Origin of the sequence: Cupriavidus respiraculi (genome assembly GCF_914271545.1) — a bacterium.
Taxonomy (GTDB): Bacteria; Pseudomonadota; Gammaproteobacteria; order Burkholderiales; family Burkholderiaceae; genus Cupriavidus; species Cupriavidus respiraculi.
In genome coordinates this window covers 92,974-112,064 of the sequence record NZ_CAJZAH010000002.1, presented here as the reverse complement: position 1 = coordinate 112,064, position 19,091 = coordinate 92,974, and the positions used below count along the sequence as shown (strand labels likewise).

Below are 19,091 nucleotides of genomic sequence, written 5' to 3'. Positions count from 1 at the left end.
CCACATCGCAGCCGGGCCCGGCTAGGCCGCGACGCGGCCCGGCTGCTCCATCAGCTTTTCCATGGTGATGGGCAGGTCGCGGATGCGCCTGCCCGTGGCGTGATACACGCCATTGGCCACCGCGGCCGCCAGCCCGGTGATGCCGATCTCGCCGATGCCCCGCGCGCCGAACTCGTTGAACTGCAGGTCGGGGTAGTCCAGCAGGATCACGTCGATATCCGGCTGATCCGCATGCACCGGCATCACGTATTCCGCGCAGTTGTTGTTGCCAGGAATGCCGTTGCGCGGGTCGTACTCGGTGGCCTCGAACAGCGCCATGCCGACGCCCATCACGATGGCGCCTTCCACCTGGTTGCGTGCCGTCAATGGATTGATCACGCGTCCCACGTCGATGGCGCTGACCACCCGCGCGACGCGCAGCCGCGAGATGCCGGGGTCCCAGCGCACTTCGACGAAATGGGCGCCAAACGACATGAACGACACCTTGTCGGAGGCGGCGCCATCGGTGCGCGCATGGCCGTCCGCGCTGGCCAGGCGCTGCGCCGAGAGGACGGACTGGTAGTCCACCGTGCGCTTGCCGTCGGTCAGCCGCCCCTGCTGCAGGCGCAGGTCGTCCGGCTTCGCGCCCGCGAAGGCGCCGCCTTCCTGCGTGGCCAGCGTGCGCAACTGGTCGATGGCGTTGCGCGTGGCCTGGGCAATCGCCGGCAGCACGCTCGCCGTTGCCCACGAGCCGCCGGATACCGGCGCGGCGGGGAAGGACGAATCGCCGAGGCGCACGTCGATGCGGTCCAGCGGCAGGCCCGTCAGTTCGCTGACGGTCTGCGCCGCGATGGTGTAGGTGCCGGTGCCGATGTCCTGGATGGCGCAGACCACCGTCGCCGTTCCGTCGCTCCTGAGCTGGACCCGCGCCTCCGCCGGCGTCTTCCAGGCATCCCAGTTGCACACCGCCACGCCGTAGCCGGCGATCTCGCTGCCGACCACCATCGAACCGATGCGCGGGTCGCGCTTGTGCCATCCGAAGCGCTGCGCGCCTTGCTCGATGGCCTCGCGCATGTGGTTGCTGGACCAGGGCAGGTTGGTGCTTTCGTCCCGCGTCGAGATATTGGCCAGACGAAACTGCACCGGGTCCATGCGGCAGGCCAGCGCCACTTCGTCGATGGCCGATTCCAGCGCGAACAGGCCGGGCGCCGCGCCGGGCGCGCGCATCGACGTGGGCGCGCCGCGATGGACCTCGATGGTGTGGTGGCTCACCAGCACGTTGGGGCACGCGTAGACGCTGGACGTCATGCCGCCGCAGTTCTCCACGTACTGTTCGATGAACGAGGTCGTGTTGACGGACTCATGGCGGATCGACGTGATGCGGCCGTCGGCGTTCGCGGACACCCGCAGGCGCTGCTTCGTTTCCGGGCGCTGTCCGGTGGTGGTGAACATCTGCGCGCGCGGCACGACCAGCTTGACCGGCCGGCCGGAGAGCCGGGCCGCGGCGCAGGCGGCGACCGAGTGCGGCCACAGGAAGAGCTTGCTGCCAAAGCCCGAGCCGATATAGGGCGCTTCGACGGTGACGCGCTCCGGCGTGAGGCCGAAGATCTGCGCCAGCGTATTGCGATGCACGACCACGCCCTGGGACGCCTCGAACAGATGCAGGTCGCCGCCGCTCCACCATGCGACGGAGGCATGCATTTCCATGGGAGTATGGGTTTCCACGGGCGTGTGGTACACGGCATCGACCTTGACCGGCGCGGCGTCGAAGGCCGGGGCGGGTGCACCGCGCGAATGGCCGCGGCCGCCGTCGCGCAGCTTGCCGGCCGCCAGTCCCTGCTCGAGGTTGGCCACCACCTTGCCAGGCGCATACGAGACCTTGACGCGATAGGCCGCCTCGCGCGCATGCTCGAACGTGTCGGCCACGACCAGCGCGACGAACTGGCCGAAGTAGTACACGTTCGCGTCCTCGAACGGCAGGCGGTGTTCGTCGGTGATGGCGGCGGTCAGGATGGTGGTGGCCGAGATCGGGCTCTTCTGCGCGCGGTACAGCGGCAGGAAGCGCTCATGGTGGAAGACGTCGACCACGCCGGGCACGCGCCGCGCCTCGTCGGTGTCGATCGCCGTGATGCGGCCGCTGGCTACGGTGCTGAACACCCCATACGCGTGCAGCATGCCGGAGAGGTGGCGATCCGCGGTATAGGGCGCGGCGCCGGTGACCTTCAGTCGACCGTCGATGCGGCGCGCGGACGCGCCGATGGCTTGGTTGTTCACGCTGGACTCCCGAATCGGAGGAAACGGCCAATAGGAAAAGGAAGGGGTGAGACGGCGAAGGCAGTCGCGGGTCAGGCCACCAGGCGCGACAGATTGCGCGCGACCGCCTGCTGTCCCAGCAGGATCTTGAAACCGTTCTGCCCATACGACTGCGCGCCGGTCATCGCGACGGCCGCCGCCTCGCGGATCAGCGCCTCCGACGCAGGCTTGCCGCGCAGCACCGCCTCGGCGTTCGCCGCGCGCCAGGGCTTGGTGGTGACGCCCCCGAGCGCGATGCGGATATCGCGGATGGTGCCGCCGTCCATGGCGACGATCACGGCGCTCGAGGCGAGCGCGAACTGGTACGAGCCGCGGTCGCGCAGTTTCAGGTAGGCGGCGCGGCTGCCGGGCATCGGCGGCTCCAGCGTGATATGCGTGATCATTTCTCCCGCTTCGAGCGCATGTTCCTTCCACGGCGTGTCGCCGGGCAGCAGATGGAAGTCGGCGAAGGGGATGTCGCGCCTGCCCCGCGGCCCTTGTACATGGATGGTGGCGCCGATGGCGACCATCGCCACGCACATGTCGGAGGGATGGGCCGCGATGCAATGCGTGGTACCGCCCAGCACCGCGTGGACGTTGCGGTTCAGGCCATCGACGGCCGGGCAGCCCGAGCCCGGCGCGCGCTTGTTGCACGGGGAGACGCCGTCGCGGAAGTAGCCGCAGCGCACCCGCTGCATGACATTGCCGGCGGTGGTGGCCTTGTTGCGCAGCTGGGTGCTGGCGCCGGAGAGCAGGGCCTGCGACAGCGCGGGATACTGCTCCACGATGTGCGGATGCCGCGCCAGGTCGGTGTTGCTGACCATGGCGCCGATGCGCACGCGGCCGCCTTCCACCGTCTCGATCCGGTCAAGGCCAAGCCTGTGGATGTCCACTACGTGCGCCGGCCGCTCGATGTCCAGCTTCATCAGGTCCAGCAGCGTGGTGCCGCCGGCGAGAAAGACGCTGCCGGCGGTGCGGCCATGCAGCGCGATGGCCTCGTCCACGCTCGTCGCGCGCTGGTAGTCGAAGGTACGCATCACGCCGCTCCTTTCATCTTGCCGCGGGCGTCCTGGATCGCCGCCACGATGTTCTTGTAGGCGCCGCAGCGGCAGATATTGCCGCTCATGGCTTCGCGCACCGCGGCGTCGTCGGCCGGGATGCGGCGGTCCTGGAGGATGCCGACCGCGGTCATCATCTGGCCCGCCGTGCAGTAGCCGCACTGGTAGGCATCGTGGGACCAGAAGGCTTCCTGCACCGGATGCAGCGCGCCGTCGCGCGCCAGGCCCTCGATCGTCGTGATCTCGTCGCCGTCGTGCATCACCGCCAGCGACAGGCACGCGTTGACCGACACGCCGTTCACCAGCAGCGTGCAGGCGCCGCACTGACCGTGATCGCAACCCTTCTTGGTTCCAGTCAGATGCAGTTGCTCGCGCAGCGTATCGAGCAGGATGGCGTTGGCGGGAACCGTGACCTTGTGCGCGGTGCCGTTGACCTTGAGGGTGATCGCGTGGCCGGTGCCGCCGCGCGCAGTGACTGACTCCGCCGCGGACGCCGCCGCGGCCGACGCATCGTTGGCCACCACGCCCAGGCCGGACACGCCGACACCGACGGACTGCAGGAAACGCCGGCGCGAGATCCTGCCGCAGGATCCGGGACACTCGTGGCCGTCCGCATGGACGTGTTCGTGCTTCGCGTGCTTCGCGGAATGTTGCATGAATGTCTTCTCCTTAGCGGGAGCGGTGGGGAATGCGAGAGGGGCATGGTTGAGCGCCGCCCGGGCCGGTGGGTTGCCCCACTCGCCGTATCGCCGCGCCCCGCGCCTGGACCATCACAGTATTAGCGAGGCAACGCGTTTTTCAAGGACGAATTTGCGGGCCTGCGCCACGCACGGACGCATGCCGCCTTTTGGTGCGAACCGCGTCCCGTCGTAAGATTGAGAAATTCTCAATCGACAAACACGCCGCCATGGACCGCCTGCCACCACTGAATGCGCTACGGGCTTTCGAAGCGGTCGCGCGCCGTCTCAGCATCACCGTTGCCGCGGCCGACCTGCACGTTACGCCCGGCGCGGTGAGCCGGCAGGTACGCACGCTGGAGGAAGCGCTGGGCGTACCGTTGCTGGTACGCGGGCATCGCGAGGTCTCGCTCACCCGCGCGGGGGAGGACTACTACCGCGCGGTATCGAAGTCGATGGATGGACTGCGCGAGGCGACCAGCCGCCTGACCCGGCGCACGCGCCGCACCCAGCTCAAAGTGCGCGCGTACACCACCTTCGCGATGCGCTGGCTGATTCCCCGGCTGTCCAGCTTTCACGCGGCCAATGCGGGGATCGAGGTACTGCTCACGGCGTCGCTCGATCCGGTCGATTTTCGCCGCGAGGACATCGACGGCGCGATCCGGCTCGGCGACGGCAAGTGGAACGGCGCCAACACCTACCGGCTCGTCTCCAACATCCTGGTACCGGTGTGCAGCCCGGCGCTGGCAAGGAAAGTCCGCAAGCCCGCCGACCTGAACCGCCACGTGCTGCTGCATTCCATCGCGCGGCCCGACGACTGGGCCGCCTGGCTTGCCTACGCCAGGGCCGACAAGCAGGTCGACGCGCACAGCGGCATGACTTACCAGAGCTCGGCGATGGCCTATGCGGCGGCGCTGGAAGGCCAGGGGTTCGCCATCGCGCAGCGCTTCCTGGTCGATGACGATCTGGCCGGCGGCAAACTGGTCGCGCCATTTCGCCAGGCGCTGGACATGGGCGACTACACCTACTACCTGCTGACGCCATCGATGCGCAAGGAAAGCCCGAGCATGGCGACGTTCCGCAAGTGGCTGCTCGCGCAGTTCGAGAACGGCGCGGGGCGCTAGCGTGTCATGCCGCAGGCTGCGCGCAACGAACGGCCCCGCATTCGCGCAGCGAGTCGATCTCCTCGGCGGCATAGCCGAGCCCGCGCAGCACCGCCTCGGTATCCTGCCCGCAGGCCGGCGCGGGGCGCATGGGCGCGGCGTTGGTCGCCGCGCTGTCCAGCGGAAACCCCGGCATTCGGATCGTGCCCAGCGTCGGATGCGCGACCTCGGCCAGCATGCGGTTCGCCGCCACCTGCGGATGCGCGGCCACGTCGGCATAGGTCGCCACCCGGGCACACAGGATGTCGGCCGCGGTCAGCGCCGCCAGCCACGCGTCCGTGGTGCGCGTGACAAAGACCGCCGTCAGTGCCTGCACCATCTGCGCACGGTTGGCAACGCGCAGCGGCGAGGTGGCAAAGCGCGGATCGTCGATCAGTTGCGGCACGCCGAGCGTGTCGCACAGGCGCTGCCAGCGGTCGGGCATGTAGGCCGCCACCATGATCCAGCCGTCGGCGGTCTCGAACGCCTGGTTCGGCGCCGCGTAGGGCGCGGCGCTGCCCACGCGCACGGGCATCTGGCCATCGGCCAGATAGCTGGCGAGCGACGACTGCTGCAGTGCCAGCGCCGCGTTGAACAGGCTCGCGTCCAGATGGCCGCCGCGGCCGTCGCGTCCGCGCGCTGCGAGCCTGGCCAGGATGCCGACCACCGCGACATAGCCGGTCATCACATCGACCACCGGGGCCTGCACCTTGCACGGCTCGCTGCCTTCCACGCCGATCAGGCTCATCAGTCCGGCGTCCGCCTGCATGATGCCGTCGACGCCCGCGCGCTGCGCGTAGGGCCCGCTCTGGCCGTAGGCGGAGATCGAGCAATAGATCAGCGCGGGGTGCGCCTGCAACAATTCGGCATGGCCCAGCCCCAGCCGTGCCATCACGCCGGGACGCATGCTTTCGACCACGATGTCGGCTTCGGCGACGAGCCGGCGCGCCACCGCGACGCCCCGCGCCGACTTCAGGTCGAGGCAGACGCCGAGCTTGTTGCGGTTGAAGGCGTGGAACAACGCACTGTCGTCGCCGAGCCAGCCCGGGCCGAGGCCGCGCCCGAGTTCGCCGCCGGGCGGCTCCACCTTGATGACGCGCGCGCCCATGTCGGCGAGCAGCATGGTGGCGGTCGGTCCCGCCCCGATCTGCGTGAAGTCGATGACGGTCAATCCTTCCAGTGCATTGCGCAACATGGTCATGCCTCGCTGGTGTCGGCGGCCGCGCGCGTTGCCGGAGCGGCGGGGGAGCGTTTGAAGGTGCCTTGCGCCGTCGCGATCCGCTCGCCATCGGCCGAAACCAGTTCGGCGCTGGAGAAGTAGATGCTGCGGCCGGCGCGCGTAACGGTTGCCACGGCCCGCACGGTGCCCGTGCTGACCCGGCCCAGGTAGCTGATCGCCAGCATCAGCGTGACAGCGTTGCCGAGCGCGCCGCCTTCCTCGGTCTGCAGGCCGGCATAGCCGCACGCGGCGTCGAGCAGCGTCGCGCTGACGCCGCCCTGCAGCGTGCCCTGGCGGTTCAGGTGCCGCGGCTCGATGTCCAGCTCGAAAGTGCTGTGGCCCGGGCCGACGCGGGCAAGCCGGATGCCCAGCGCGTCGAGCAGCGGATTGTCGGCGCAGGCGTGGTCGGCGGCGGTGTTCACAGTCCCACCCTGATGTCGTTGTCGGCGATGACGCGCTGCCAGCGCGCCAGCTCGCGGCCGATATAGGCGCGCAGTTCGTCCGGGGTCGAGGTCTTGGCTTCGAAGCCCTGCTTGGCCAGCTGATCGACCACGTCCGGAGCCCTGAGCGCCGCCAGCAGCGCGGCGTTCAGCTTGTCGATCACGGGGCGCGGCGTCCTGGCTGGCGCCAGCAGGCTGTACCAGAGCTCCGCGTCGTAGCCCTTCAGGCCCGCGTCCCCGAACGTAGGCAGGTCGGGCATCAGCGGCGTGCGGCGCTGTCCGGCGATGCCGATCGCGCGCAGCTTGCCGGCGCGCACGTACTGGATCGCCGAGGCGAACGTGGCGAACGACACCTGTACCTGTCCACCCATCAGGTCGGTGATGGACGGGCCGGTGCCGCGATAGGGAACGTGCAGCAGTTCGGTGCGGCTGAGCTTGGCGAAGACCTCGCCCGCGAGGTGCTGCGGGGTGCCGGGGCCCGGGCTGCTGTAGCTGATCTTGCCCGGGTTCGCGCGCGCGTAGTCCATGAACTCCTTGAGATTCCGGTACGGCTGGTCCATGTTGGCCACCAGCATCAGCGGCACGGATCCCATCAGTCCCACCGGCTCGAAGTCCTTGTCGATACGGAACGGCACCTTCATGCCGAGGTGCGGGTTCATGGTGACCTGGCTGGAGGCGATCACCAGCGTGTAGCCATCCGGCGCGGCGCGGGCCACGAATTCCGTGCCCAGGTTGCCTCCCGCGCCGGGCTTGTTCTCGATCACGACGGACTGCCCGAGCTGCTGGCTCATCCTCGGGGCGATCAGGCGCGCCAGGATATCGTTGCCGCCGCCCGGCGCGAACGGCACGACCAGGGTGATGGGCTTGTTCGGATAGGCCGCCTGGGCGGTGGCGGGAGCGGGGGCCGTGGCGAACGCCATTGCCGCGAAGGCGCAGCCGAGCAGGGAACGCGCGGGGTCGAGTGGTCGGGTCATGTTGGTCTCCTTTGGATAGTTGTTGGCATAGCGAGGCCGCGCGGTCAGCGCCCGGCGAAGCGGGGCGGCCGTTTCTCCGCGAACGCCTGCCGCCCTTCGACACGGTCCTCCGTGTCCCGCAGCACCCCCCAGTAGAGCTCGGTGAGGTCCTGCGCGTCGGCGTCGCTCAAATGCGCCGTCTGCCGCGCGAGCTTCTTGGTGGCCTGCACGGCGAGGGGCGCGTTGCGCGCGATCCGGTGGGCGAGGGCGCGGGCGTGATCCAGCAGGTCGGGCTGCGCGACGGCCGCGGTAATCAGGCCGATGCGCTCGGCCCGCGCCGCGTCGATGCGCTCGGCCGTCAGCACCATCTGCATCGCGTGGGCAGAGGGCACGGCCCTGAGCAGCCGGTGCAGGCCGGAGACGGCCGGAATCGACCCCACCGCGGCCTCGGGCAGCCCGAAGGTGGCGTTGTCCGCCGCCACCCGCACATCGCACTGCAGCGCCAGCTCCAGCCCCGCGCCGAGGCAGTGGCCGTTGATGGCTGCGATCAGCGGCTTCCACAGCGACAGGCCGGACAGATCCATCAGCCGGATATAGAGGCCCAGGTCCGCCGCGGGCTCGTCCGCGCGGAACAGCGCCTGCGGATAGCTGGCCGCCGACGTTCGCGTACCCTTCAGGTCCGCGCCGGCGCAGAACGCCCGCGTGCCGGCGCCAGTCAGTACGGCCGCGCGCAGGTCGTCGCGGTCGCGGATCGCCACCAGGTGCTCGCGCAGTTCGCGCAGGGTCGCCACATCCAGCGCGTTCAGCGCGTCGGGCCGGTCGATGGTCAGCACCGCCACCGGTCCGTCGGTTTCAAAGTGCACGGTCATGGCGGCCTCCTACACGCTGGGCGACGACAGGCTGCGGCCGCCGCAGACATAGAGCGTCTGGCCGGTGACATAGGACGCCTCGGGGGCAAGGAAGAAGGCCACCGCATTGGCGATGTCCGCGGCCGTGCCGATGCGCTGGGCCGGCACCGATTTCTGCAGCCGCTCGCGCACCTCGGGCGCGAAATTGCGGAACAGCGGCGTATCGACGATGCCCGGCGCCACCGCATTGACGGTAATGCCCTTGGCCGCGAACTCGATCGCCAGCGAACGGGTCAGGCTGACCACGCCGCCCTTGGCCGCCGAGTAGTTCGCCTGGCCGAAGCCGCCCAGCCAGGCGCGCGACGAGATATTGACGATGCGCCCGTAGCGGCGCTCGACCATGCCAGGCAACACGGCGCGGCAGCACAGGAACTGCGAGCGCAGGTTGGTGTTGACCACGATGTCCCAGTCGTCGTCGGTCATGTTCAGGAAGCGCATGTCGCGCACGGCGCCGGCGTTGTTGACAAGGCAGTCGATGCGGCCGAGCTTCCGGTGCAGGTGCTCGAAGGCGCCGTTGACCGCGGCCGAATCGGTCAGGTCCACGGTGACGCCCATGGCGCGGTGCCCGGCGTGTACGAGACCGCCGACGGCATCGGTCAGCGCGCCGGCATCGCGGTCCAGCAGCGCTACGGTCATGCCCTGTGCGGCCAGGCGCCCGGCAATGCCGAGGCCGATGCCGCGCGCGGCCCCGGTGATCACGGCGACTTGCCGCCGCTGTCCGTCGCTGGTGAGCTCCGGTGCGTCTTCCGGCGCGCGGCCGGGCGCGTCGTCAGCGTTGGTGTATGGGGTGGCCATGTCAGACTCCCAGCAGATGAACGGAGGAGGCGGCGTGATCCACGCCCGCAATGCCGCCGCCCGTGCATTGCGTCAGGCCGATGCGCGCGCCGGCCACCTGGCGGCGGCCCGCGCGGTCCTGCAGGTGCCACATGACCTCGACCATCTGTGCGATGCCCGTGGCGCCGAGCGGGTGGCCCTTGGCGAGCAGGCCGCCGGAGGGATTCACCGGCACGCGGCCGCCCAACTGCGTCGCGCCGGAGCGCAGCAGCGGCACCGCTTCTCCGGGCGCCGCGAGGCCGAGCGCTTCGTAATAGAGCAGCTCGGCGATCGTGAAGGCATCGTGCAGCTCCACCACGTCGACGTCGCCGGGACCAAGACCGGCCTGTTCGTAGGCTTGCCGCGCGGCGCGCGCCGTGATCTCCGCGTCGAGGATGTCGTCGTCTGCCGCCTCGCGCAGCCCCGAGACGACTACCGAGGACAGCACCTTGACGGGCCGCGCCGCCGCCGGCCGCCGCGTGCCCAGCACCACCGCGGCCGCGCCGTCCACCTGCGACGGGCAGCATTGCAGCAGCGTCAGCGGATCGGCGATCATGCGCGACCCCAGCACCTCGTCGATGCCGACCTCGCTGCGCTGCTGGGCGAACTCGTTCAGGGTGCCGTGGTAGCGGTTCTTCACCGCGACGGCGGCCAGGTCGCGCGGGGTCGCGTCGCGCTCGTGCAGAAAGCGCGTGCCGCGCATGGCATAGACCGCGGGCAGCACCATGCCGGTCGTGGCGTAGAGATCCGTCTTGTGGTCGTTGCGCTGCAGCGCAATGGTGCCGCCGCCCAGTGCGGTCAGTTGCTCGATGCCGAACACCAGCACCGTGTCGTACTGCTGCGCCAGCAGCGCATGCCGGGCGAGATGCACGCCGGTGGCGCCGCTGGCGCAGGCGTTCTCCACGTTGTAGACGGGGATGCCGCGCAGCCCCAGGTCGCGCACGATCAGCTGGCCCAGGATCATGCCGCCCAGCACGTTGGCGCAGTAGACGGCCTGGATGTCCGCCAGCGTCACGCCGGCGTCCTCGACCGCCTTCAGGATGGCCTGTTGCGCCAGCTCGGGCGCGAGCACGCCGGGATGGCGGCCGAAGGCGGTCATCGCGCCGCCGTGGATGTAGATCTCTGACATGGTGTTCCCTCGGTTAGCGGTCGACGGCACGAAACACGTAGCCGTATGTCGGGTCGGGCTCGGCCGCATAGCGGTCGCCGATGGCGGGGCGCTCCCGCCCGAGCAGGCGGCCGAAGATGCGGACGGGGCCGGCAAAGTCGACGTAGCCCAGCGCATAGGGGGGCTGGCCGGTCTTCGGCGCCGGGTGGATCACGGTAAAGCTGTACACGGTGCCGTCCCCGGCCACCGGCACCGTGGCATGGCGCGGCGACAGCGGCGAATGCGCAGGCACGGGCGGGAACACCCATTCGCCGGTGTCCCGGTCGCGCGAGGCGAGCAGGGTAGTTGGGCCGTCGGCATTCCACAGGCGGATCGCCTCGGGGGCTTCGGTGCGGTCGGGGGGCATGGTCGTCTCCTTGTCGATGGATGCGGTCGAATCGGTGACTGGATAGTGGTGCGCGAATCGGCCGGCGACAAACGAGATTTCGTGCCGGTTCGATTGAGATTTACTCAAGCGAGAGGGAAACGGGAACGGCGGCGGCCGCGGGCGGGAGGCGCGGGACGGCCATCGCTCCGGGTGGGCAAACCCGGGATCGCGTCATGGCGTCAGCGTGGGGAGGGGCGGGAAGGGGAGAGAGGGACGGAGCGAGGGGCGGAGAGAAGGGCGTGGGCAAGCGGGCCGGGAAGCGCCCCGGCCCGCCGCGGCGGAAGCAACGGGGCGCCGCGCAGGCGCGGCAGCGTCGCGCTTACCCGGCGGCTGGCCGGTCGGCCCCCTCGGTGGAAAACCCGGCCCCGCCCTGCGGGCGGATATAGCGCGGCGCCGGCAGCCCCATTGCGCGCGCGGCCGCCAGGATGCCGTCCTCGATCGCGCCCGCGTCGCGCACGCCGCGGTATTGCCCGTCCTCGAAGATCACGTTGGCGCCGTGCACCACCATGAAGCCCTCGGCCGCTTCCTTCGCATCCGCGGGAACGGAGAACGTGTGGATCGATCCGCCGGGCTCGTACAGATAGCTGCCGGCGCTCTGCCGGTCCTCGGGATACTCGACGTAGTTCCATTCTCCCCTGGTCGTGAAGAAGTGGACCGTGCCGGTATGGAAATGCGGCGGCAGCCGGGTGCCGGGCTCGAACCGGCCGTACAGCACCCACACGCCGTTCTCGCGGTCGAGAAACAGCGGGATGATGGTGGAGCCCGCTTCCGAGCCGGGAAACGCCGCGGCGTCGTGGATATTGACCGACAGCAGCCGGTCCTGATGCGTGATTGCCTTGGGCAGTGCCATGTCGTGTGTTGCCGGTTGGATGTGAACGGACGGGGGCGCGCCTTACAGCAGACCGAGGGCGCGCAGCTTGGCGTCGGGCGCGGAATAGGGGCGCTCGCAGATGATCTTGTCGGAGCCTGGCGCGAACTCGAACGTGGCGGCCATGCGCACGCGGAAGGTGCGGCCCGTCGGCTCGTAGACGAGGCCGTTCGCCTTGAGCGGTCCGAGGTGGGTGCCCTGGAGCCAGAACTCGACCAGCACCGTGTCGTCGGCGGCCGCGATGGCGATGATGTCGTTCTTCAGGTCGGGAAACGGTTTGCGCGAGGAATCGAAATACCCGCGCACTTCGGCTTCGCCGTCGAACACGGCGCCGCTGCCATGCATCTCGTAGCGCGGATGGGCAAACGTGGCGATGACGGCGTCCCAGTCGTGAACGCATTCGAGCGCCATGTGGTCGCGCACGGTGCGGATGCGGGCTTCGTCGAGCGGTGTGGGCATGAGGGGAGGGCTCCTGTGGTGGGTTGTCGGTATGGGTTGGCGGGGACCGGGAGAGACGGCGCGTCAGTCCAGCTTCATGTTGGCCTGCCGCGCGATCTCCTTCCACATCGGGATGTCGCGCGCGGTCGTGGCCTGCTGCTCGGCGCCGGGGATGTACTTGGCGGTGATGCCCAGGGACAGCAGCTTGCTGACGACCTCGGGCTCCTTCAGCGTGGTCTCCAGCACGGCGGAGAGCTTGTCGACGATGGGCTTGGGCGTCCTGGCCGGGACGTACATCGCCCAGTTCAGCTCGCGGTCGAAGTCCACGCCTTGCTCCTTGTAGCTGGGCACCTGCGGCAGGCTCGGCGAGCGCCGCGTGCAGACGGCCAGCGCCTTGACCTTGCCGTCCTTGACGAACGGCGTGGCGGTGACCATGTCGACGAAGCCCACGGAGATGTGGTTGCCCAGCAGGTCGGTGATGATCTGCGAGGTGCCCTTGTACGGCACGTGCTGCAGCGGGATGCCGGTCTTCTGGCTCAGCACCTCGCCGCAGAAATGGCCGGTCGAGCCCGCGCCCCAGCTGGCGTACTGGATCGGCGCCGACTGCTTGCCCGCCATCGCGATCAGGTCCTTCAGGTTGTTCGCCGCATACTGACTGGATGCCACCATCACGATGGACGAACTGCCGATCGCGCCCAGGCTCTGGAAGTCGCGCACGGGGTCGTAGGGCAGCCGCGCGTAGGTCGCGGGAGCCAGCTGGTGGGTGGACATGCCGCCGATCATGATCGTGTACCCGTCGGGCGGCGCGGCCGCGCCGGCCTGCGTGCCAATGGTGCCGGCCGCGCCCGGCTTGTTCTCGACCACCACGGGCTGCTTCAGGTGCGCGGCGAACCGTTCGGCCAGGAAGCGGCCGAGGATGTCGCCGCCGCCGCCGGCCGAGAAGGGCAGCAGCATGCGGATGGGGCGGTCGGGATAGCCCCCGGCATCGGCCGCGCCGGCGGCGCTGGCGGCCACGGCGAGCAGCGTCGCGGCGAGAATCGTCTTCATGGTGGTCTCCTTGGGGTTGGCCGCCCGTTCTGGGGCGCGGGCGTCTGGCTGTTACGTAATTTCCGTCTTGTGTGGAAACGTTTCCACAGAAGTGTCGTCACGCGTGCCTGCACCGGCAATCATGGTTAACGCTATGCCGAACCCGGCCATTACGACGAGTACACTCGCGTGGTGGAAACGTTTCCACATCACGACGAGGAGGCAGGATGAGTGTGCTGTTTGGCGGCGTGCGGCAGGTGGGCTATGTCGTGCGCGACATCGAGCAGGCGATGCGGCACTGGAGCGAGGTGCTCGGCGTGGGCCCCTGGTTCTACAAGGAGGCGGTCGGCACCACGGAATTCCGTTACTACGGGAAGCCGTCGGCGCTGCCCGACCTGTCCATCGCCCTGGCCAATTCGGGCGGCGTGCAGATCGAGCTGATCCAGCAGCGCAACGATGCGCCGTCGCTCTACCTGGATTCGCTGCGGCGCTCCGGCGAGGGCATGCAGCACATCGCCTACTGGACCGACGACCAGTTCGACAGCATCGGCGCCCAGCTGCGCGAGCGCGGCTATGTCGAGGGGCACGGCGGGCGCATGGGCGCGCGCGGGCGCTTCGCCTACTACGTGCATTCCGACCTGCCCGGCAATATCGTCGAGATCTCCGAGATGGCGGGCGGCAAGGGCGAATACTTCGCCAGCATTGCCGAGGCCGCGAAGGCGTGGGACGGCCGCGATCCGATCCGGCGCATCGGGGTGCCCCGATGACGGCCGCGCCATCGCAGCCCCAGGCGCGCGTTGCCGTCGTGACGGGCGGGGCGCGCGGCATCGGACTGGCCATTGCCGGGCGGCTCGCGGCCGACGGCCATGCGGTCGCGCTGTGGGACCGCGACGCGGCGCTGCTGGAGCCCGCTGCAATGGCGTTGCGCGAAAAGGGCGCAACGGTCCATGCGACCGCCGTGGACGTTACCGACCGCGCGCAGGTGGAAAGGGCGCTTGCGCAGGCAGTGCAGGCGCTCGGCGCGCCGACGGCGCTGGTCAACAACGCCGCCATCCTAGGCCGCAAGGGCCCGACCCTGGAGGCGCCGGTCGACGAGTGGAAGCGGCTGTTCGACGTCAACGTGTTCGGCGCGCTCCACTGTGCGCAGGTGGTCGTGCCGGCGATGGTGGAGGCCGGATGGGGACGCGTGGTCAACGTGGCGTCGATCGCCGGCAAGGAAGGCAATCCGTTCGCGGGTGCCTATGCCGCGTCCAAGGCCGCCTTGATATCGATGACCAAGAGCCTGGGCAAGGAGTTGGCCGCCACGGGCGTACTGGTCAACTGCATCACGCCGAGCGCGGCGGACACCGATATCTTCGGCGTGCACGACGACAGCGAGCGCGCGGCGCTGCGCGCCCGGCTGCTCGAACGGGTGCCGATGAAGCGCTTCGTGGAGGTGGAGGAGGTGGCCGAGATGGCCGCATGGCTGTGCTCCGCACGCTGCAGCTTCAGCACCGGCGCGGTCTTCGACATCAGCGGCGGACGCGCCGTGTACTAGCGCGGCATCCACCAGCGTGGCGGGGAGGGCGAAAGCGGGTTTGGGCGATAATTGCCCGCGAGCGACCCGCCTTTCCCGGCGCGCGCCTCGACATATCATCCACTATCTTCCATGAGCCGAACGCGCCCTCCTTCCACCGAGACGCCGCCACGCGTCACGATCCGCGATGTGGCGCGCGCCGCCGGCGTGTCGCTGGGCACGGCCTCGCGCGCGCTGAACCGCAGCGGGCCGGTCAGCGAGGCCGCGCTGCAGGCGGTGGAACGCGCCGCCAAAACGCTGGCCTATGCGCCGGACCCCATCGCGCAGAGCATGCGCACCGGCACCTCGGGTGTGGTGGGCGTGCTGGTCTCCGAGCTGTCCAACCCGCTCTACGCACGCATCATCACCGCCATCGAGAAGCGCCTGCAGCGCGAGGGCTATGCGATGGTGGTCGGCAACACGCACAACAGCAAGGCGCAGGAAGAGCTGATGGTGGACCTGTTCCGCCGCCGGCGCGTGGATGGACTGATCCTGGGGCCGTGCGAGGCGGAACGCCCGGACTATCTGGCGCAGATTGCCCGCGAGGTTCCGGTGGTGGCGATGGATCGCGATGTGGGCGCCGGCGGCGCGGGCGTGCATGTCGACCACTTCCACGGCTCCTACGACGCGACACGGTATCTGCTCGACCTCGGCCACACGCGCATCGCGCTGATGACCTCCGACAGCGCGCTGCGGCCGGGCCGCGAGCGTATCGGCGGCTATCGCGCCGCGCTCGAGGAGCGCGGCCTCGCCGTGGACACCGGCCTGATCCGCGCGAGCCGTTCCGCGATGGACCTGTCCTTCAGCGACGCCCTGGCGATGCTGTCCGCGAAGGACCGTCCCACCGCGTTCATCTGCCTGGGCACGCGCATCCTGTCCGGCGTCCTGCAAGCCATGAAGCAGACCGACTACCGCGTGCCGCGCGACGTCAGCCTGATCTGCGTGGGCGATGGCGACCTGCCGCAACTGTATTCGCCGGCGATCACGGCGCTGAGCTGGGACCTGGAGGCGGTCGGCACCGCCACGGCGGAAATGCTGCTGCAGGCCATCGGCGGCACCTCGGCCCAGCCCGATGCCGAAGCGGGCGCCGGGGCAATCCGGCTGTCGACCCAGGTGGTCTTGCGCGAATCGTGCGCGTCGCCGCCCGCGCTATAGCGCGTCCGCCTCGGACAGCATCCGTACGATGCTGACGACCCTGCCGGCGGCGGGCGACAGGCTGCGCCGCGCCAGGTAGACCAGCATGAAGCGCACCGTCATCGGCGGCGCCTGCGGCAATTCGAGTTGTTTCAGCAGACCCCCGGCCACTTCCTGCGCCAGCGCGCGCACGGGCGCGAGCAGGATCGCGTCCGAGCCGGCCGCCACCGCGCACAGCGCACGGAAATCGTTGCTCTGCACCTGGATGGGCACGTCCTCGCCCGGCCGGCAGCGGAATACCTTGCGCAGCTGCGCCACCGCGTCCGCGGGAAACTGCACCGAGATCAGCCGCTGCTGGCGCAGCGAGGCAAGCGTCAGCGGCCCGCCGTGCAGCGGGTGACCGGCCCGCGCGAAGAAGCCCACCGCCTCGGGCGGCAGCCGCAGCGTCTCCAGCTCGGTCGATTCGGGGATATGGCGGTGGTCCGCCACCAGCAGATCCAGCGTTTCCGCATGCAGGGCCTGCAGCAGCGCCGCGCCGTGATTGACGTCGGCGGCGACCTGCACGCCCGGCGCCTCGGTCTGCAGCGCGCACAGCAGCTGCGGCAGCAGGATCGCGGCGGGGAAGGGCCCGAGGCCGATCCTGACGCTGCCGATCTCGTTCTGGCGGAACAGCGTGAGGTCGCGCTCCAGGCAGCGTGTCTCGAACAGGATGCGGCGCGCCCGCTCGGCCACCATGTGGCCCGCGGTGGTCAGCGTGACCCCGCGCGCGCCGCGGTCCAGCAGCGGCATGCCGGCGTCCGCCTCCAGCGCATGGATGCTGCGGGTCAGAGCGGGCTGGCTCAGATGGACGCGCCGCGCGGCGGCAGCCAGCGAGCCGTCTTCCACCACGGCGAGGAAATGCGCGAGACGTCTCAGGTTCATGGGGCGCGGAAACGGGTATGCGTGAATTGCATCGAATGGATCAGGTACTTGCAATTGAATTATAGGTGGGCATGGCGTTCAATGGACGCTTTCGTTTCGAGGCAGCTCCGCCATGCCCCTGCGTCCCGTTCTTGCCTGCGCGCTCCTGTGCGTGCCGCTCCACGCCGCGATTGCCGACGATACCGCTGCGAACACGGCGCCCAGGCCGGCCACCGAGATCACCAGCCGTGCCAACGCGGCGTGGCTGGACAAGCTGCCGTTCGCCGACCGGCAGGACTTCGAGGACGCACGCCGGGGCCTCGTCGCGCGCTTTTCCGAGCCGGCGATCCGCGCGGCCGACGGCCGCGTGGCATGGAGCTTCGAGGCCTATGCCTTCGAGCGCGAGCAGGCGGCGCCCGCCACGGTCAATCCCAGCCTGTGGCGCCTCGCGCAACTGAACAACGAGGCCGGCCTGTTCCAGGTGAAGGACGGCATCTACCAGATCCGCGGCGCCGACCTGGCCAACATGACCATCGTCGAAGGCGAGCAGGGCCTGATCGTCATCGATCCGCTGATGACCGTGGAAACCGCGCGTGCCTCGATGGCGCTGTACTACGCCAACCGCCCGCGCAAGCCGGTGGCCGCCGTGGTCTATACCCACAGCCACGTGGACCATTTCGGCGGCGTCAAGGGCGTGATCGACGAGGCCGACGTGCGCGCGGGCAAGGTCGCGATCCTCGCGCCGGCGGGCTTCATGGAGGAGGCCGTCAGCGAGAACGTGCTGGCCGGCAACGCCATGAGCCGGCGCGCCGCCTACATGTACGGCGCGCGTCTGCCGCGCAATGCCAGCGGCCAGGTCGACACCGGCCTGGGCAAGGCCACCGCGCGCGGCACGGTCTCGCTGCTGCCGCCCACGGACCTGATCTCGCGCGAGATCGAGACGCGGCGCATTGCGGGCGTCGAGATCGAATTCCAACTCACGCCGGGCACCGAGGCGCCCGCGGAGATGAACCTGTACTTCCCGGCGTCGCGCGTGCTGTGCATCGCCGAGAACGCGGTCCGCACGCAGCACAACATCCTGACGCTGCGCGGGGCTCACGTGCGCGACCCCAAGGCGTGGGCCTACTACCTCGGGCAGTCGTTGCAGCGCTACGGCGAGCGCAGCGATGTCCTGATCGCCCAGCACCACTGGCCCACCTGGGGCAAGGCGCGCATCGTCGAGTTCCTGTCCGACCAGCGCGACATGTACGCGTACCTCAACGACCAAACGCTGCGGCTGATCAACCAGGGCATGACGCCGCTGGACATCGCCGACAAGCTCAAGACGCTGCCGCAGCCGCTGGCGTCGAGGTGGTATGCGCGCGACTACTACGGCTCGGTCAGCCATAACGTCAGGGCGATCTACCAGCGGTTCATGGGCTTCTACGATGGCAACCCGGCCAACCTGAACCCCCTGCCGCCGGTGGAGTCGGCGCGCAGGACGATCGAATGGATGGGCGGCGCCGATGCCGTGCTCGCGCGGTTGCGCGATGCCTATGCCAGGGGCGAGTACCGCTGGGTCGCCCAGATCGGCAACCAGCTGGTGTTCGCCGACCCGCGGAACGCCGCCGCGCGCGCATTGCAGGCCGATGCGCTGGAGCAGCTGGGCTACCAGAGCGAGAACGCGACATGGCGCAACGTCTATCTGTCCGGCGCGCAGGAGCTGCGCAACGGTGTGGACCGCCGCAACGCCGGCGGGCTGGGCTCGGCTGACATGGTGTCGGCGCTCAGCGTGCAGAACTATTTCGACCTGCTGGCCGTGCGCCTGAACGCGGACAAGGCGGCGGGGCAGACCATGACCCTGAACTGGTCGATCCCCGACCAGAAGGGGCGCTACGCCATGACGCTGCGCAATGGCGCGCTGACCTATCTGGCTGACAGCGCGTTCCCCCAGCCCACCGCGACCATCACCGTCGACAAGGCCACGCTGGACGCCATCAACCTGCGCAAGCTGACGATTCCCGACGCCCAGCGAGACGGCCGCATGCGCATCGAGGGCGACCGGCAGGCGGTAGCCGGGCTGTTCCGGATGATGGATACGTTCGACCCGGCCTTCGACATCGTGACGCCGGCGACGGACAGGAGCGCGACGGCCGCGGCCCGCTGACGCGCAAA

19 protein-coding genes are annotated in these 19,091 nt (G+C 69.6%); 5 read left to right on the top strand and 14 right to left on the bottom strand.

The features are described from left to right. Nucleotides 1–21 precede the first annotated feature (21 nt). The 3 genes from LDO27_RS08075 to LDO27_RS08065 all read right to left on the bottom strand — a co-directional run bounded on the left by LDO27_RS08075 (nt 22) and on the right by LDO27_RS08065 (nt 3,985). Nucleotides 22–2,253, bottom strand: coding sequence for a xanthine dehydrogenase family protein molybdopterin-binding subunit (locus LDO27_RS08075; RefSeq protein WP_224041046.1), 2,232 nt, complete (start codon nt 2,251–2,253; stop codon nt 22–24). Nucleotides 2,254–2,324: 71 nt separating this feature from the next. Next, nucleotides 2,325–3,308 (bottom strand): FAD binding domain-containing protein, encoded by a 984-nt coding sequence (locus LDO27_RS08070; RefSeq protein WP_224041044.1) that lies wholly within the window; start codon nt 3,306–3,308, stop codon nt 2,325–2,327. Further along, nucleotides 3,308–3,985: a (2Fe-2S)-binding protein gene (locus tag LDO27_RS08065; RefSeq protein ID WP_224041042.1), complete on the bottom strand. Its 678-nt coding sequence runs from the start codon at nt 3,983–3,985 to the stop codon at nt 3,308–3,310. Before LDO27_RS08065 ends, LDO27_RS08070 begins: the two co-directional genes overlap by 1 nt. A gap of 251 nt (nt 3,986–4,236) precedes the next feature. Here LDO27_RS08065 and gcvA point away from each other — a divergent pair, with 251 nt between their 5' ends. After that, nucleotides 4,237–5,130: a transcriptional regulator GcvA gene (gcvA, locus tag LDO27_RS08060; RefSeq protein WP_224041040.1), complete on the top strand. Its 894-nt coding sequence runs from the start codon at nt 4,237–4,239 to the stop codon at nt 5,128–5,130. A 4-nt stretch (nt 5,131–5,134) separates the two neighbouring features. Here the strand turns inward: gcvA and LDO27_RS08055 are convergent, their stop codons facing one another. From LDO27_RS08055 to LDO27_RS08010, 10 genes are all read right to left on the bottom strand, one after another. Beyond that, nucleotides 5,135–6,343, bottom strand: a complete 1,209-nt coding sequence (locus LDO27_RS08055) for a CaiB/BaiF CoA transferase family protein (protein ID WP_224042478.1) — start codon at nt 6,341–6,343, stop codon at nt 5,135–5,137. A gap of 2 nt (nt 6,344–6,345) precedes the next feature. Continuing rightward, nucleotides 6,346–6,789, bottom strand: a complete 444-nt coding sequence (locus LDO27_RS08050; RefSeq protein ID WP_224041038.1) for a PaaI family thioesterase — start codon at nt 6,787–6,789, stop codon at nt 6,346–6,348. Then, nucleotides 6,786–7,781, bottom strand: coding sequence for a tripartite tricarboxylate transporter substrate binding protein (locus tag LDO27_RS08045; protein WP_224041035.1), 996 nt, complete (start codon nt 7,779–7,781; stop codon nt 6,786–6,788). The genes LDO27_RS08050 and LDO27_RS08045 overlap by 4 nt, the downstream gene beginning before the upstream one ends. A 44-nt stretch (nt 7,782–7,825) precedes the next feature. Then, complete coding sequence (locus tag LDO27_RS08040) at nt 7,826–8,629, bottom strand: enoyl-CoA hydratase/isomerase family protein (protein WP_224041033.1); 804 nt, start codon at nt 8,627–8,629, stop codon at nt 7,826–7,828. Between the two features lie 9 nt (nt 8,630–8,638). Then, the gene (locus tag LDO27_RS08035; protein ID WP_224041031.1) at nt 8,639–9,463 is read right to left on the bottom strand and encodes an SDR family NAD(P)-dependent oxidoreductase; all 825 of its coding nucleotides are present in this window, start codon (nt 9,461–9,463) and stop codon (nt 8,639–8,641) included. A 1-nt stretch (nt 9,464) separates the two neighbouring features. Next, a complete protein-coding gene (locus LDO27_RS08030; protein ID WP_224041029.1) occupies nt 9,465–10,610 on the bottom strand; it encodes a thiolase family protein in 1,146 nt (381 codons plus the stop codon). 13 nt (nt 10,611–10,623) lie between these two features. Continuing rightward, a complete protein-coding gene (locus LDO27_RS08025) occupies nt 10,624–10,995 on the bottom strand; it encodes a Zn-ribbon domain-containing OB-fold protein (RefSeq protein WP_224041027.1) in 372 nt (123 codons plus the stop codon). Between the two features lie 340 nt (nt 10,996–11,335). Further along, nucleotides 11,336–11,866, bottom strand: coding sequence for a 2,4'-dihydroxyacetophenone dioxygenase family protein (locus LDO27_RS08020; RefSeq protein ID WP_224041026.1), 531 nt, complete (start codon nt 11,864–11,866; stop codon nt 11,336–11,338). Between the two features lie 42 nt (nt 11,867–11,908). Continuing rightward, nucleotides 11,909–12,343, bottom strand: coding sequence for a nuclear transport factor 2 family protein (locus tag LDO27_RS08015; protein ID WP_224041023.1), 435 nt, complete (start codon nt 12,341–12,343; stop codon nt 11,909–11,911). Between the two features lie 63 nt (nt 12,344–12,406). After that, nucleotides 12,407–13,369: a Bug family tripartite tricarboxylate transporter substrate binding protein gene (locus tag LDO27_RS08010; protein ID WP_224041021.1), complete on the bottom strand. Its 963-nt coding sequence runs from the start codon at nt 13,367–13,369 to the stop codon at nt 12,407–12,409. A 206-nt stretch (nt 13,370–13,575) separates the two neighbouring features. On the opposite strand from LDO27_RS08010, the gene LDO27_RS08005 reads away from it, so the two are divergent. From LDO27_RS08005 to LDO27_RS07995, 3 genes are all read left to right on the top strand, one after another. After that, complete coding sequence (locus tag LDO27_RS08005) at nt 13,576–14,115, top strand: VOC family protein (protein WP_224041019.1); 540 nt, start codon at nt 13,576–13,578, stop codon at nt 14,113–14,115. After that, nucleotides 14,112–14,885, top strand: a complete 774-nt coding sequence (locus LDO27_RS08000) for an SDR family NAD(P)-dependent oxidoreductase (RefSeq protein WP_222201002.1) — start codon at nt 14,112–14,114, stop codon at nt 14,883–14,885. Before LDO27_RS08005 ends, LDO27_RS08000 begins: the two co-directional genes overlap by 4 nt. Before the next feature lie 111 nt (nt 14,886–14,996). Beyond that, nucleotides 14,997–16,058 carry a LacI family DNA-binding transcriptional regulator gene (locus LDO27_RS07995; protein WP_224041017.1) on the top strand — a complete coding sequence of 354 codons (1,062 nt, stop codon included), beginning with the start codon at nt 14,997–14,999 and terminating at the stop codon, nt 16,056–16,058. Here the strand turns inward: LDO27_RS07995 and LDO27_RS07990 are convergent. Then, nucleotides 16,053–16,958, bottom strand: a complete 906-nt coding sequence (locus LDO27_RS07990; protein WP_224041015.1) for a LysR family transcriptional regulator — start codon at nt 16,956–16,958, stop codon at nt 16,053–16,055. The two genes, LDO27_RS07995 and LDO27_RS07990, sit on opposite strands and share 6 nt — an antisense overlap. 112 nt (nt 16,959–17,070) lie before the next feature. Here LDO27_RS07990 and LDO27_RS07985 point away from each other — a divergent pair, with 112 nt between their 5' ends. Next, nucleotides 17,071–19,083 (top strand): alkyl/aryl-sulfatase, encoded by a 2,013-nt coding sequence (locus tag LDO27_RS07985; RefSeq protein ID WP_224041013.1) that lies wholly within the window; start codon nt 17,071–17,073, stop codon nt 19,081–19,083. Nucleotides 19,084–19,091 lie beyond the last annotated feature (8 nt).

Coding starts and splice junctions, on each gene's coding strand:
- LDO27_RS07990 (WP_224041015.1), bottom strand. CDS start 16,958: ATGAACCTGAGACGTCTCGCGCATTTCCTCGCCGTGGTGGAAGACGGC.
- gcvA (WP_224041040.1), top strand. CDS start 4,237: ATGGACCGCCTGCCACCACTGAATGCGCTACGGGCTTTCGAAGCGGTC.
- LDO27_RS08065 (WP_224041042.1), bottom strand. CDS start 3,985: ATGCAACATTCCGCGAAGCACGCGAAGCACGAACACGTCCATGCGGAC.
- LDO27_RS07985 (WP_224041013.1), top strand. CDS start 17,071: ATGCCCCTGCGTCCCGTTCTTGCCTGCGCGCTCCTGTGCGTGCCGCTC.
- LDO27_RS08025 (WP_224041027.1), bottom strand. CDS start 10,995: ATGCCCCCCGACCGCACCGAAGCCCCCGAGGCGATCCGCCTGTGGAAT.
- LDO27_RS08010 (WP_224041021.1), bottom strand. CDS start 13,369: ATGAAGACGATTCTCGCCGCGACGCTGCTCGCCGTGGCCGCCAGCGCC.
- LDO27_RS08030 (WP_224041029.1), bottom strand. CDS start 10,610: ATGTCAGAGATCTACATCCACGGCGGCGCGATGACCGCCTTCGGCCGC.
- LDO27_RS08070 (WP_224041044.1), bottom strand. CDS start 3,308: ATGCGTACCTTCGACTACCAGCGCGCGACGAGCGTGGACGAGGCCATC.
- LDO27_RS07995 (WP_224041017.1), top strand. CDS start 14,997: ATGAGCCGAACGCGCCCTCCTTCCACCGAGACGCCGCCACGCGTCACG.
- LDO27_RS08040 (WP_224041033.1), bottom strand. CDS start 8,629: ATGACCGTGCACTTTGAAACCGACGGACCGGTGGCGGTGCTGACCATC.
- LDO27_RS08000 (WP_222201002.1), top strand. CDS start 14,112: ATGACGGCCGCGCCATCGCAGCCCCAGGCGCGCGTTGCCGTCGTGACG.
- LDO27_RS08055 (WP_224042478.1), bottom strand. CDS start 6,343: ATGTTGCGCAATGCACTGGAAGGATTGACCGTCATCGACTTCACGCAG.
- LDO27_RS08015 (WP_224041023.1), bottom strand. CDS start 12,343: ATGCCCACACCGCTCGACGAAGCCCGCATCCGCACCGTGCGCGACCAC.
- LDO27_RS08020 (WP_224041026.1), bottom strand. CDS start 11,866: ATGGCACTGCCCAAGGCAATCACGCATCAGGACCGGCTGCTGTCGGTC.
- LDO27_RS08005 (WP_224041019.1), top strand. CDS start 13,576: ATGAGTGTGCTGTTTGGCGGCGTGCGGCAGGTGGGCTATGTCGTGCGC.
- LDO27_RS08035 (WP_224041031.1), bottom strand. CDS start 9,463: ATGGCCACCCCATACACCAACGCTGACGACGCGCCCGGCCGCGCGCCG.
- LDO27_RS08045 (WP_224041035.1), bottom strand. CDS start 7,781: ATGACCCGACCACTCGACCCCGCGCGTTCCCTGCTCGGCTGCGCCTTC.